Source organism: Nonomuraea sp. NPDC050202 (genome assembly GCF_040656115.1).
In the GTDB taxonomy this organism is placed as follows: Bacteria; Actinomycetota; Actinomycetes; order Streptosporangiales; family Streptosporangiaceae; genus Nonomuraea.
This window is the reverse complement of sequence record NZ_JBFALF010000010.1, coordinates 1-13910: the sequence shown is the minus strand read 5'-3', so window position 1 is coordinate 13910 and position 13910 is coordinate 1. Positions and strand designations below refer to the sequence as shown.

The window sequence follows — 13910 nt, the reverse complement described above, 5'->3', positions numbered from 1 at the left end:
CTGCTCTGCTTTGGCCGCCGCCTTCACGCCGCTGCCTCGTTAGCCGCTTGCGCCCTCTTCTGTTCGCGCCACACCACGAACTCGGCCCACTCCGGGTCCCAGTCGAGCGAACCCGATCCCTCCATGTACCTAGGGCCAGACGGGGCCACGGGCTCCGACGTACCAGCATTCGGCGTAATCTGAACATGCATCGCTTGAGGCTCCAAACTCTCCGATGCTCCGGCCTCAGCGGGTTGCCCCCCGCTGGGGCTCCTTCTTTTCCTGGTGATCTCCATCACTGTTAAGTGTCGTACGATGATTGTCGTAGGATGGTGGAAGGGTGTCAAGGCATCCCATGATGATTGGCGTACGACACTTGGATTAGGATGGAAGCATGTCACCTGAGAAGGACACTGGCCCCGCCCGCCGCATTGCCGACGACCTCCGCGGAGACATCAGTGCTGGACGTCTTGGGCCCGGAATCAAGCTGCCAGCCATTCGCGATCTTGCCGAGCGTTACGGCGTGAGTCGCAACACAGCAGCCAAAGCAATCGCCAACCTACGAGCCGAAGGCTTGATCACGACTCGATACGGGTCAGGCGCGTACGTTCGTGAGGAACACCCCATCCGCCGTCTCGGACCCGACCGATACGCCCGGCATCGCTGGCAGATCACCACGGTGGAGGCTTACGCAGACGAGCAGCCCACAAGTGCTGCTGCTCAGCAACAGGGACACCAGACCCAAGAAGTCGCCCGAGTGCCTGCCGATGAGCGCACGGCCGAGGCTCTAGGGGTTGAGGTCGGCACCGAGGTTTACGAGCGTGCTCGCGTCATGACACGTGATGGATCACCGACACACACGATGACCTCTTACTACAGGGTCGAAGACGTCGAGGGAACTCCACTGGTGGACCCCCGACCAGGCATTGCCGGCAACAGCGGCGGCTTCGGCATCTTGACTGAACGCGGGCTTCCTCCCGAGGAGATCACCGAGGATCTACGTGCGCGAATGCCTACAGCTGAGGAGGCTCTACTCCTGGATCTGCCTTCGGGCGAACCTGTTGTTGAACTCCACCGCATCACACGGACAGCTAGCGGCCGAGTGATCGAGTACGCTCGCGGCATTCATGCAGCATCACGGTTTGTCTGGTCTTACACCTTCCCAATTCCCGACTGAGTGATCTGTAGGCGCTACACCCTCGCGTGCCTCTGTTACAACTTCGCTTACGTCTTCAAGCCCGCCGCGGGCGGCGGGAAACCACCGCCGGAGATGAAACCAGGAGAGTAGGCGTCAGAGGCGAAGTCAGCAGCGCCACAGCAGCCCCACAACGGCTCAGCAGCTGCGGGAGTGACGACTCGGGGGAGCCTCGCTCAACCGTCCAAGACGTTCACCTCAGGAGCCGGGCAGCGCACCGCCGCGACACCAGCATCACAATCCTGGCCCTTGCGCGCCCGCTCGCGGCGGGCTGCGGCTCTCCGGCCGGTCCCGCCGCGGCGGCGCGCGTGCCGACAAGCGGCACCTCCGGTAGAGACGGCAAGAGACGCTCAACGCTCAGCAGTTCCAACGCCATCAACTCCCCGCCAACAGCACGAGCACGACGAGGGACAGCTACGGAGCCGCAGCCCGGACGCCCGAAGGGGAGATGGCGGCAAGAGGCTGCAGAAGGTGCTTCGGGGGGTTCTCGTGCCTGGAAGACTTTGAGGACCTTGGGGCTCCGCCCCAAACCCCGGCCCTCCTCGGAGATGAGTGAGGCCGCTCCAACCGCATGGAGTGGCTGAGGTCCTGAGCGGTCATCTCCTCATCGAGCACCCCAAGGGACACCAGACCAGCCGTGCCAGGGCAAGCCATCGTGTGCGGGCGGGGCAACCAGCTCATGAGGAAGCTCACCGGGACACATGTACACGCGAACGACGGCTTGCCCTGGCACGTCCGGCCCGGTATGGCTACGCCTGCCCGACGAGGAGATGACCACAGAACCGGCGCTTCAGAGGAAGGTCGCCTGCGTGGCCGCCTGAAGGGCCACTGAGCAAGTCTGAGTGTCAAAGTGAGTGACTGTGCCTACCCTCCACTACGAACCCGTACGCACGCTCCTGGACCTCGCTCCGCTCTGCAAGCTGGTGCTCTCAGAGGTACGACATGCACTCGTCCTCGTTTGGGAGCAAGAAGTCGCAGGTTCAAATCCTGTCGCCCCGACCAGGTCAAGGGCCCCACCCGATCCGGGTGGGGCCTTCTGCTTGTCTATCTGCTCGGCCGGCATGCCGGGGCGGCGCTCACGGAAGGCGGGCGCCCGCGGGCGGTGTCTCCTGGTTCCTGATCGGCCGCATGACCTGCTTGGCGACACAGCTGGGCAGGCCGGCGGCGTCACCGGCCGCCAGACGGCGGTAGGTGCTCGGCGACATGCCGACCAGCTCGGAGAAGCGGGTGCTGAAGGTGCCGAGTGAGGAGCAGCCGACCGCGAAGCAGACCTCGGTGACCGACATGTCGCCGCGCCGCAGCAGGGTCATGGCGCGCTCGATGCGCCGGGTCATGAGGTAGCTGTAGGGCGACTCTCCGTAGGCGGCGCGGAAGAGCCGGCTCAGGTGCCCGGCCGAGAGGTGCACGCCACGCGCCAGCGCCTCCACGTCCAGCGGCTGCGCGTAGTCGCGGTCGATCCTGTCGCGCACGCGGCGCAGCAGGACGAGCTCGCGTAGGCGCTGGTCGGCTTGGGTGGCCATGCCGTACAGCCTGCCCTGGGAACCGGTCCGCTGTCCACGCGACCGGGTGCGGGCCGGGAGGCGGGCGGGGTGCAGGTAGGTGCACCCCGATCGGGCAGGTAGAGCGATCCCGCCGGCCGCTCGCGGTCCCTAGCGTCGGAGGTGTCGACTTCAGGGAGGGGAACGCTCGTGCGCATCGTCATGTGGATCCTGCAGATCGTCGTGGCCGGCTTCTTCGTGATGGCGGCCCTGGGCAAGTTCGCCGGGGCCGAGCCGTCCGCCTCCACGTTCGAGGCGATCGGGCTCGGTGACTGGTTCCGGGTCGTGGTCGGGGTGCTGGAGGTGGCGGGGGCGGTGGCGCTGCTGGTGCCGCGGCTGGCCGGGGCGGCCGGGCTGGCGCTGGCCGGGCTCATGGCGGGCGCGGTGCTGACCGAGGCGTTCGTGTCCGGGGGATGGGTCGTGCTGCCGCTGGCCCTGCTCGTGCTCTGCCTTCTGATCGCGTGGGGGCGCCGGGAGAGCACGGCACGCCTGTGGTCGGCGGTCGCCGGGCGGGCATCCTGAGGGCGTGGATCTCTTCGCGGACGACCCGATGGCCTTTCCGCTCACCTACCCAGGCCGGATCCCGCCCGGCTCCGGCGTCCTGGCGGACGACGCGTACGTGCCGCACGAGTGGCGGGAGGGCGGCGCGGCGATCGCCGCGCTGCTGGCGTCCCTGGGGCAGGCGCCGCTGGAGTCCCGCCACCGCGTCGTCGCCGTCGGCTCCAACGCCGCGCCGAGCCAGCTGCGCAGGAAGTTCCGCGACCACGGGGTACGCCCGGTCGTCCCGATGACGGTCGCCGAGGTGCCGGGGATCGCGCCCGGCGTGTCCGCGCACGTGAGCAGGTGGGGGTACGTGCCGGCCGCGCCCATCGCGACGCCCGGCGAGACGTCCAGGCTGTTCGTGCTCTGGCTCGACGAGCACCAGCTCGCCGCCCTCGACCTCACCGAGCCCAACTACCGCAGGCGCCCGCTCGCCGGCCCGGTCACGCTGGAGGACGGCACGAGGCTCCCGCCGCCCTTCGTGTACGAGGGCAGGCACGGTTGCGTCGCCGCCCGCGGGGACGGCCGGCCCCGGCGCCTGACCTCTCAGCCGGCGCTCATCCAGTCCCTCCTGGACGGCTCCGCGGCCTTACGTCACCTGTGCGGGGACACACCGCAGGAGTTCGTGGCCGGCGTCAGGGACGACACCGTACGCGAGGCGGCGTACCTGTTGCTGCAGCGGGAAAGCCGGGTGAGACGCCTGGTCGGCGGGGGATAGGGTCGGGGCTCGTGACAGACAACCGAATCCCCCCACCCTTCGCCGGCGACGAGCGGACCGTGCTGAACAACTGGCTCGAATGGCACCGCGGCACCCTGGCCGTCAAGTGCGCCGGCCTGTCGGAGGAGCAGCTGCGCGAGCGCTCCGCGCCGCCCTCGACGCTGTCCCTGCTGGGCCTGGTCAGGCACATGGCGCACGTCGAGCGCTCGTGGTTCCGCCGCGTGCTCAACGGCGAGGACCTGCCCAAGCTGTGGGACAAGGACCGCGACAACGACGCCGACTTCAACGAGGTGGACACCGCGTCGGCGAAGGAGGCGTTCGACACGTGGCAGGAGGAGATCCGGTTCGCCCGCGCGATCTCCGCCGCCAAGCCGCTGGACGCGGTGGGCGACCGTAACGGGCAGGACTGCACGCACCGCTGGATCCTCGTGCACATGATCGAGGAGTACGCCCGCCACAACGGCCACGCGGATCTGCTGCGCGAGCGCGTCGACGGCGTCACCGGCGAGTAGGAAGGCTGTCGGAACAGGAAGGCTGTCGGAACAGGAAGGTTGTCAGTCGTCGGCGCGGAACAGCGCCCAGACAGCCTTGCCGCCGCGGGCCAGCGGGTCCCAGCCCCAGCACTGGCTGTAGGTCTCGACGATGTAGAGGCCCCGCCCGTTCTCGGAGACGAAGTCGGGCTCCTTGGGCGTGGGCACCTCGTCGCTGGGGTCGGCCACGGCGAGCAGCACGTGGGGCGCCACCCGCATCAGCAGCAGCTCGATCTCCCTGCGCCCCGCCGCGTACATCGCGTACCTGACCGCGTTCGTCACCAGCTCGGAGACCACGAGCGCGGCGTCGTCGCTGAGATCGTGCAGCCCCCAGCCGCGCAGTGTCCTGCGCGTGACGTCCCGGGCGGTCTTCACCGAGTCGGCCTGAAAGGGCAACGGGCACGAGGTCGTGTACGGCTTGCCACCCGTGAGGAGGCGGTCGAAGCCCACCTCCCGGGTGATCTGCAGGCAATCGGCAGTGGCCAGAGGGTCCTCCACCATGCCGCCGATACCTCCCCGTTCAGCCTTGGTTAGTGCATGTTTGGCCCAATATGCACTAAGCCATCATGGGTCACGAACGCGGCACCTGCAAGACCCAAATGCACGTGCAGTTGCAATGTGCAGGAGCAAGCGACGTTTTCGGGATAAATCTCCGAATCCGGACACGAGGTTGAGACCTTGTCATACCCGGCAATGTGGTGTCACTGTGTGTGCGGACCTTGATAGGAGGCAAAGTGACGCAGAACCAGCCGGGTTCCGGGCCGACGGCGCTGCGCATCCTCCTGGGCTCCCAGCTGCGCAAGCTCAGGGAAGCAAAGAACGTCACCCGAGAGGAGGCCGGCCACCTCATCAGGGGGTCGGAATCCAAGATCAGCCGAATGGAACTCGGCCGGGTGGGGTTCAAAGAACGTGACGTGGCGGACCTGCTGACCCTGTACGGGGTCGTGGATCAGCAGGCACGCGCCGCCGTCCTCGATCTGGTCGCCACCGCCAACGAGCCTGGCTGGTGGCACCGGTTCAACGATGTCCTGCCCACGTGGTTCCAGGCGTACGTCGGCCTTGAAGAGGCCGCCGCCAGGATCAGGACCTACGAGGTCCAGTTCGTGCCAGGACTGTTGCAGACCAAGGAGTACGCAAGGGCCGTGGTGACCGCCGGTGCGGCGGGCATCGGGGCGGAGGAGATCGCCCGCAGGGTGGATCTCCGGCTGGAGCGCCAGCGGATGTTGGACAGGCCCGACGGGCCGGTCTTCTGGGCCGTGATCGACGAGGCCGCGCTGAGGCGGCCCATCGGCGGGGCCGAGGTGATGAGGGCGCAGATCGAGCACCTCATCGACCTGATGCGCCAGCCGAACATCACGATCCAGGTCATGCCCTTCAGCTTCGGCGGGCACAGCGCGGAGGGCGGGGCGTTCAGCATCCTGCGCTTCCCCGACAGCGACCTGCCCGACGTGGTGTACGTGGAGCAGCTCGCCAGCGCGCTCTACCTGGACAAGCGTGAGGACGTGGACCGATACACCGAGGTGATGGAGCGGCTGTGCGCCGTGAGCACCACCCCGGATGAGACGATCGAGCTCTTGAGGACGATCGCGGAGGAGTTCTGACCGCGGTGGCGTCGTGGTTGGGTGTGCATCTGCCCTAGACTGGCCATCGGCGTTGGATGCCGCCGTTGCGGAGCATGCCCAACACCGCTCATGTGGGCGCGGCGCGCGAGCCGTACCGATTGGACGCGCCCGCGATCACTCGTAGCTTGATCAAGGAGACCATTCCGTGAAGACCGCTGTCGAGGAGCTCAGCCCGACCCGGGTCAAGCTCACTGTCGAGGTGCCGTTCGACGAGCTGCGCCCGAGCATGGATGCGGCGTACAAGAAGGTCGCGCAGCAGGTGCGCGTCCCCGGGTTCCGGCCTGGCAAGGTTCCGGCCCGCATCATCGAACAGCGCTTCGGCCGGGCGGTAGTGCTGGAGGAGACCCTCAACGACGCGGTGCCCAAGCTGTACGGCCAGGCCGTCGACGAGGCCGACGTGTTCCCCGTCAGCCAGCCTGACATCGAGGTCACGAAGATCGACGACGGTGAGCAGATCGAGTTCACCGCCGAGGTCGACATCCGGCCCAACTTCGAGGTCCCCGACTACCAGGGCATCGAGGTCACGGTCGACTCCGCCGAGGTCTCCGACGAGGACGTGAACGCGCAGCTCGACGCGCTGCGCCAGCGCTTCGCCACGCTGACCGGCGTGGAGCGCCCCGCCGCGAGCGGCGACTTCGTCGTGATGGACCTGCGCGCCGAGATCGACGGCCAGAACATCGAGGAGCAGCAGGCCAGCGAGGTCTCCTACGAGGTCGGCGCCGGCTCCGTGCTGCAGGGCCTCGACACCGCACTCGAGGGCATGTCCGCGGGCGAGGAGAAGAGCTTCAAGACCGAGCTGGTCGGCGGCGAGAACGCCGGCGAGGAAGCCGACGTCATCATCAACGTCAAGTCGGTCAAGGAGAAGGTCCTGCCCGAGCTGGACGACGAGTTCGCCCAGCTCGCCAGCGAGTTCGACACGCTCGACGAGCTGAAGAACAGCATCCGCGAGCAGGCCCGCCGCAACAAGCTCATCGACCAGGTCGTCCAGGCCCGCGAGAAGGCGCTCGACGCGCTGCTCGACAAGATCGAGATCCCGCTGCCGGACAGCGCGCTCAAGGCCGAGGTCGACGCCCGCAAGCACAACCTCGACCACCAGGTGGCCGAGAGCGGCCTCAGCCGTGACGCCTTCTTCCGCCTCTACCAGACGTCGGAGGAGGAGCGCTTCGAGGAGTTCGAGAAGAACTCCGCCCGCGCCATCAAGGTCGGCTTCGTGCTCGACAAGATCGTCAAGGCCGAGGAGCTGGGCGTCTCCGAGCAGGAGCTGACCAACTTCGTGGTCCGCCGCGCCATGGAGATGGGCGTGCAGCCCAACGAGCTGGCCAAGCACCTCGCCGACAACGACCAGCTCACGCTGGCGATGGTCGAGATCGTGCGCGACAAGGCCAAGGCCGTGCTCGGCGACGCCGCCAAGGTCGTCGACACCGACGGCAACGAGGTCGACCTCAAGGCCATCTACACCGAGATCAACGGTGAGCCGGTCGCCGAGGAGGAGGCCGACGAGGCCGAGGCCGGCGACAAGCCCGCCGAGGACAAGGCCGAGGCCTGACGCTACAGGCGTAACAGGAGCCCCCGGACTCGCGGTCCGGGGGCTCTTCGTATGCCAGGGCCGCGCCGTCCAGGGAAGTGTGCCGTTTTCGCCAGTGAGGTGTGGCCTGCCCGCGACGTTTCCCGCCAGGGCCGTGGCCCCGTGGCGCTCAGATGGACGCTGCCGGGAGCGCAGCCACGGGGCGCCCTCTTCCGCGACCGTGCCCGAACGCGACATCCCGAGCGCCGTCTGAGGGCTCCCTGAGGGAGTGCGGCGAGCGGCCTGAGGGACGGGCCGCCACCGGCAACCGGGACGAAAGCCGCACGAAGCCGCGAAGGGTAACGGGAGCCGATCCATCCGAACCTGCGCCGTCAGCGAACAGTCCGGGGGACCGGGCATGACCTGTGGGCGGCGCGCGTTAAGGTCACAAGCAAAGCCAATCGATTACGACGCATCGGAAGGTGACGCTGTGACCAGCCCGCCGACCTTCTATCAGCCTGAGTCTCGAGGCCGTGAGAACGGCTCCGCCTTCCGGCTTGAGGACCAGCTTTACCAGCGCCTGCTCCGCGAGCGCATCATCGTGCTCGGGCAGGAGGTCAACGACGAGATCGCCAACCGCATCTGCGCCGAGCTGCTCCTGCTCGCTGCCGATGACCCCGAGCGCGACATCACGCTCTACATCAACTCGCCCGGGGGCTCGGTGAGTGCGGGCATGGCGATTTACGACATGATGGAATACGTGCCTAACGACGTCTCCACCGTGGTGATGGGTATGGCTGCCTCGATGGGGCAGTTCCTGCTCACCGCGGGGGCGCGGGGCAAGCGTTACGCTCTGCCGCACGCCCGGGTGATGATGCACCAGCCGTCGGGCGGCATCGGCGGCACCGCCGCCGACATCGCCATCCAGGCTGAGCAGATGCTCTACGTGAAGAAGACGCTGGCCGAGCGGATCGCCTTCCACACGGGGCAGCCGCTGGACCAGATCGAGTCGGACTCCGACCGTGACCGCTGGTTCACGGCCGAGGAGGCCAAGGACTACGGCTTCATCGATCACGTGGTGCGCAGCGCGCGTCAGGTGCCCTCCGCGGGCCCGGTTTCCTAGGGGGAGCTGACATGAACATCCAGAGCCGTTACGTTCTCCCCTCCTTCGTCGAGCGCACGTCCTACGGCGTGAAGGAGATGAACCCGTACAACAAGCTCTTCGAGGACCGCATCATCTTCCTCGGAGTGCAGATCGACGACGCGTCGGCCAACGACGTGATGGCCCAGCTGCTGACGCTGGAGTCGCTCGATCCCGACCGTGACATCAGCATCTACATCAACTCGCCGGGTGGCTCCTTCACCGCCATGACGGCGATCTACGACACGATGCAGTTCGTCCGGCCGGAGATCCAGACCGTCTGCCTCGGCCAGGCCGCGTCCGCCGCGGCCGTGCTGCTGGCCGGCGGCACCCCGGGCAAGCGCTTCGCGCTGCCGAACGCCCGGGTGCTGATCCACCAGCCGTCCACCGAGGGCGGCGGCCAGGGCAGCGACATCGAGATCCAGGCCCGCGAGATCCTGCGCATGCGCACGCTGCTGGAGGAGATCGTGGCCCGGCACACCGGCAAGTCATCCGCCGACGTCCGCAAGGACATCGAACGCGACAAAATTCTCAACGCGGACGAGGCAAAGGCGTATGGTCTGATCGATGACATCATCCCGTCCAGGAAGAAACGAGCTCAGGCCGTAGCTTCCTAGACGAGACGTGACGCACCGGAGCGCTGCCCAATAGGGCACGTTCCGGTGCGACTCGCCGCTAGGGGGCTCACTGAGGGCCCAGAAGACGGTAACGTCGAAACCTGAGCGGTTCGGCCTAGTCCGGAGGATGTCCGGAGACACTGCTCGCGGGAGCAGGGCGGTCCCACGCAAAGGAGTATCTGGGGTGGCACGCATCGGCGACGGGGGAGACCTGCTGAAGTGCTCTTTCTGCGGGAAGAGTCAGAAGCAAGTCAAGAAGCTCATTGCCGGTCCAGGCGTCTACATCTGCGATGAGTGCATCGATCTCTGCAACGAGATCATCGAGGAGGAGCTCACCGAGTCCTCCGAGCTCAAGTGGGACAACCTGCCCAAGCCAAGAGAGATCTACGAGTTCCTCGACGCCTACGTCATCGGTCAGGACAAGGCGAAGAAGGCCCTCTCGGTGGCGGTGTACAACCACTACAAGCGGGTGCAGTCGGGCGACCGGGGCAGAGACGACGTTCTGGAACTGGCCAAGAGCAACATCTTGCTGCTCGGGCCCACCGGCTCGGGTAAGACACTGCTGGCGCAGACCCTGGCGAAGATGCTGAACGTGCCCTTCGCCATCGCCGACGCCACGGCACTGACCGAAGCGGGATACGTCGGCGAGGATGTGGAGAACATCCTGCTCAAGCTCATTCAGGCCGCCGACTACGACGTCAAGAAGGCCGAGACCGGCATCATCTACATCGACGAGGTCGACAAGATCGCCCGCAAGAGCGAGAACCCGTCGATCACGCGCGACGTCTCCGGTGAGGGCGTGCAGCAGGCGCTGCTGAAGATCCTGGAGGGCACCACCGCGTCGGTTCCTCCGCAGGGCGGCCGCAAGCACCCGCACCAGGAGTTCATCCAGATCGACACGACCAACGTGCTGTTCATCTGCGGTGGTGCGTTCGCCGGCCTGGAGAAGATCATCGAGTCGCGCATCGGCAAGAAGGGCATCGGCTTCAACGCCATCATCCGGTCGAAGGAAGAGATCGACACGGCCGACATCTTCTCGGACGTGATGCCGGAAGACCTGCTGAAGTTCGGCATGATCCCCGAGTTCGTGGGCCGCCTGCCGGTCATCACCTCGGTGCACAACCTCGACCGCGAGGCGCTCATCCAGATCCTCACCGAGCCGCGCAACGCGCTGGTCAAGCAGTACCGCAAGCTGCTCGAGCTCGACGGCGTGGAGCTGGAGTTCACCGACGGCGCCCTGGAGGCCATCGCCGACCAGGCCATCCTGCGCGGCACCGGCGCCCGCGGGCTGCGCGCCATCCTGGAGGAGGTGCTGCAGTCCGTCATGTACGAGGTGCCCTCCAGGCAGGATGTCGCCCGCGTGGTCATCACCCGCGAGTCGGTGCTGGAGCACGCGATCCCGACGCTCGTCCCGCGCGACCAGCTCGCCGCCAAGCAGCAGCACACGCCGCAGGAGAAGTCCGCCTGAGCAGCGCCTTGGCAGCACCCGAACGCCCCGTGGTGGAAACCATGGGGCGTTTCGCTTGCCCGGCTCCCTAGAATTGGTTGCTGTGACAACGCCAGAGCTGCCTACTCAATACACACCGGCCGACGTCGAGACCCGCAGCTACGAGCGCTGGGTGTCCGAAGGCTACTTCCGCGCCGACCCGGGCAGCTCGCGCGAGCCGTACAGCATCGTCCTCCCGCCGCCCAACGTGACGGGTGTCCTGCACATCGGGCACGCGCTCGACCACTCCATCCAGGACGCGCTCACGCGCCGCGCCCGCATGCAGGGCCGCGAGACGCTCTGGCTGCCCGGCATGGACCACGCCGGCATCGCCACCCAGAACGTCGTCGAGCGTGAGCTGGCCAAGCAGGGCAAGTCGCGTCACGACCTGGGGCGCGAGGCGTTCGTCGAGCGGGTCTGGGAGTGGAAGGAGGAGTCCGGCGGCCGGATCCTCGGCCAGATGCGCAAGCTCGGCGACGGCGTCGACTGGTCGCGCGAGCGGTTCACGATGGACCCCGGGCTCTCGCGTGCCGTCCAGACCATCTTCAAGAAGCTGTTCGACGACGGGCTGATCTACCGCGCCGAGCGCATCATCAACTGGTGCCCGCGCTGCCTGACCGCACTGTCCGACATCGAGGTCGAGCACAGCGAGGACGAGGGCGAGCTCGTCTCGATCCGCTACTCCGACGACATCGTGGTGGCCACCACGCGCGCCGAGACCATGCTCGGCGACACCGCAGTGGCCGTGCACCCCTCCGACGAGCGCTACGCGCATCTGATCGGCACGATGGTGGAGGTGCCGCTCACCGGACGCATGATCCCGGTCGTCGCCGACGAGCACGTCGATCCGGCGTTCGGCACCGGCGCGGTCAAGGTGACCCCCGCCCACGACCCCAACGACTTCGAGATCGGGCGGCGTCATTCGCTGCCGTCGCTGACCGTCATGGACGAGCGCGGCGTCATCACGGCGCACGGGCCGTTCCAGGGGCTCGACCGCTTCGAGGCGCGCCCCGCCGTGGTCGCCGCGCTGCGCGCCGAAGGCAGGATCGTCGCGGAGAAGCGCCCGTACGTGCACTCCGTCGGTCACTGCTCACGCTGCAAGACGGTGGTCGAGCCGAGGCTGTCACTGCAGTGGTTCGTCAACGTCGCGCCGCTGGCCAAGGCCGCCGGCGACGCCGTCCGCGACGGGCGCACCCGCATCCACCCGCCGGAGCTGGCCAAGCGCTACTTCGACTGGGTCGACGACATGCACGACTGGTGCATCTCCCGCCAGCTCTGGTGGGGCCACCGCATCCCGGTCTGGTACGGCCCGGCCGGCGAGGTCGTGTGCGTGGGCCCCGACGAGGAGCCACCGGCCGGCTACACGCAGGACTCCGACGTCCTCGACACGTGGTTCTCCTCCGGGCTGTGGCCGTTCTCGACCATGGGCTGGCCCGACCGGACGGCCGAGCTGGAGCGCTTCTACCCGACCTCCGTCCTGGTCACCGGTTACGACATCCTGTTCTTCTGGGTCGCCCGGATGATGATGTTCGGCCTGTACGCCATGGACGGCGAGCCTCCGTTCCGCACGGTCGCGCTGCACGGCATGGTCCGCGACCAGTACGGCAAGAAGATGTCGAAGTCGTTCGGCAACGTGGTCGACCCGCTCGACTGGATCGACCGCTTCGGCGCCGACGCCACCCGCTTCACCCTGCTGCGCGGCGCCAACCCCGGCGCCGACGTCGCGGTGAGCGAGGAGTGGGCGGCCGGCTCGCGCAACTTCTGCAACAAGATCTGGAACGCCACCCGGTTCGCCCTGATGAACGGCGCCGCCGTGGGCTCGCTCGACGGCGCCGACCTGACAGCCGCCGATCGGTGGATCCTTTCACGCCTGCAGTCGGTGATCGCGGCGGCCGACGCCGCCCTGGAGGAGTTCGAGTTCGCCAAGGCGTCCGACCTGCTCTACCACTTCGCGTGGGACGAGGTCTGCGACTGGTACCTGGAGCTGGCCAAGATCCAGCTCGGCGAGGGCCTGGAGCACACCAGGCTGGTGCTCGGGCACGTGCTCGACGCGCTGCTGAGGTTGCTGCACCCGCTGGTGCCGTTCGTGACCGAGGAGCTGTGGCGGGCCGTCACCGGCGGCGAGTCGATCGTGGTGGCCCCGTGGCCGGCGCGTGACGAGCGCTACGTCGACCCGGCGGCGGAGGCGGAGATCGAGGGGCTTCAGGAGCTGGTGACGGAGGTCCGCAGGTTCCGCTCGGACCAGGGGCTCAAGCCCGGCCAGAAGGTGGCGGCGCGGCTCGGATTGAGCGGCACGCCGCTGGCCGGCCAGGAGACGGCGATCCGGTCGCTGCTGCGGCTGACGGATCCGTCGGAGTCGTTCAGCGCCACGGCGCGGTTCACGGTGGGGGCGGTGACCGTGGAGATCGACACCGCGGGCGCCATCGACGTCGCCGCCGAACGCAAGCGGCTGGAGAAGGACCTGGCCGCCGCGCGCAAGGAGGCCGCCCAGGTGGCGGCCAAGCTGGGCAACGAGCAGTTCATGGCCAAGGCGCCGGAGGACGTGGTGGCCAAGGTCAGGAGCAGGGCCGAGCAGGCGTCGGCCGACATCGAGCGGCTGGAAGCCCAGCTCGCCGCCCTGGGTGTTTGAACCATACGCACGAGGGGAAGGTCCATTCGTTACCGAAGATGGACCTTCCACGGCTCTGAGGCTGCTACAGTTTTCAACGCGGGGCCAATCGGCCCTGACATCCCAGTGAACGAACCCCGACTTTCGGGTGGCTCCAGCTGCGCGGTTGGACAAGAGCCGAAAGTTGGAGTAAGTTAGCAGGGTTGCCTCGAAGAGAGGCGAGTCCGGAAGATCCCGGATCGGGCGGTTTGACAAGGATCGTCCGGATCTGGTAATCTAAAGGAAATGAAGTGTACGCCTCGCGCACCGGGGTCCAGAAGGATCTGGGTGCGGATGAACGCGTCCGTTTCTTGAGAACTCAACAGTGTGTTAAAAGCCAGTGCATGATTTTCATGCAACACCTCGTCAAGAATTGTTTCTTGATGGATTTGC

Annotated in this window: 12 protein-coding genes; 10 read left to right on the top strand and 2 right to left on the bottom strand. The window is 67.3% G+C overall.

Annotated elements, in window-relative coordinates:
* Positions 1-373: 373 nt before the first annotated feature.
* On the top strand, positions 374-1156 hold the full coding sequence (locus tag AB0I79_RS26210; RefSeq protein WP_357877497.1) for a GntR family transcriptional regulator: 783 nt from the start codon (positions 374-376) through the stop codon (positions 1154-1156).
* Between the two features lie 1094 nt (positions 1157-2250).
* On the opposite strand, the gene AB0I79_RS26205 is transcribed toward AB0I79_RS26210, so the two are convergent.
* Positions 2251-2694 (bottom strand): helix-turn-helix transcriptional regulator, encoded by a 444-nt coding sequence (locus tag AB0I79_RS26205; RefSeq protein WP_357877494.1) that lies wholly within the window; start codon positions 2692-2694, stop codon positions 2251-2253.
* A 168-nt stretch (positions 2695-2862) separates the two neighbouring features.
* Between AB0I79_RS26205 and AB0I79_RS26200 the strand changes: the two genes are divergently transcribed.
* From AB0I79_RS26200 to AB0I79_RS26190, 3 genes are read left to right on the top strand one after another with little or no spacing between them, the layout of a single operon-like run.
* Positions 2863-3234 carry a DoxX family protein gene (locus AB0I79_RS26200; protein WP_357877491.1) on the top strand — a complete coding sequence of 124 codons (372 nt, stop codon included), beginning with the start codon at positions 2863-2865 and terminating at the stop codon, positions 3232-3234.
* A 4-nt stretch (positions 3235-3238) separates the two neighbouring features.
* A complete protein-coding gene (locus AB0I79_RS26195) occupies positions 3239-3970 on the top strand; it encodes a hypothetical protein (RefSeq protein WP_357877488.1) in 732 nt (243 codons plus the stop codon).
* Between the two features lie 11 nt (positions 3971-3981).
* A complete protein-coding gene (locus AB0I79_RS26190; protein ID WP_357877485.1) occupies positions 3982-4482 on the top strand; it encodes a DinB family protein in 501 nt (166 codons plus the stop codon).
* Positions 4483-4524: 42 nt separating this feature from the next.
* Here the strand turns inward: AB0I79_RS26190 and AB0I79_RS26185 are convergent, their stop codons facing one another.
* Entirely contained in the window at positions 4525-5001 is a 477-nt protein-coding gene (locus AB0I79_RS26185; protein WP_253759209.1) for an ATP-binding protein, read from the bottom strand.
* Positions 5002-5234: 233 nt separating this feature from the next.
* Here AB0I79_RS26185 and AB0I79_RS26180 point away from each other — a divergent pair, with 233 nt between their 5' ends.
* The 6 genes from AB0I79_RS26180 (at position 5235) to AB0I79_RS26155 (ending at position 13499) form a co-directional block, all read left to right on the top strand.
* Complete coding sequence (locus AB0I79_RS26180; protein ID WP_357877480.1) at positions 5235-6101, top strand: helix-turn-helix transcriptional regulator; 867 nt, start codon at positions 5235-5237, stop codon at positions 6099-6101.
* Positions 6102-6267: 166 nt separating this feature from the next.
* A complete protein-coding gene (tig, locus tag AB0I79_RS26175; protein WP_357877477.1) occupies positions 6268-7668 on the top strand; it encodes a trigger factor in 1401 nt (466 codons plus the stop codon).
* Positions 7669-8116: 448 nt separating this feature from the next.
* Positions 8117-8749: an ATP-dependent Clp protease proteolytic subunit gene (locus AB0I79_RS26170; protein WP_225268272.1), complete on the top strand. Its 633-nt coding sequence runs from the start codon at positions 8117-8119 to the stop codon at positions 8747-8749.
* A gap of 11 nt (positions 8750-8760) precedes the next feature.
* Positions 8761-9384 carry an ATP-dependent Clp protease proteolytic subunit gene (locus AB0I79_RS26165; RefSeq protein ID WP_357877474.1) on the top strand — a complete coding sequence of 208 codons (624 nt, stop codon included), beginning with the start codon at positions 8761-8763 and terminating at the stop codon, positions 9382-9384.
* A 184-nt stretch (positions 9385-9568) separates the two neighbouring features.
* Positions 9569-10852, top strand: a complete 1284-nt coding sequence (clpX, locus tag AB0I79_RS26160) for an ATP-dependent Clp protease ATP-binding subunit ClpX (protein WP_357877471.1) — start codon at positions 9569-9571, stop codon at positions 10850-10852.
* A gap of 82 nt (positions 10853-10934) precedes the next feature.
* Positions 10935-13499, top strand: a complete 2565-nt coding sequence (locus tag AB0I79_RS26155) for a valine--tRNA ligase (RefSeq protein WP_357877468.1) — start codon at positions 10935-10937, stop codon at positions 13497-13499.
* Positions 13500-13910: the final 411 nt, after the last annotated feature.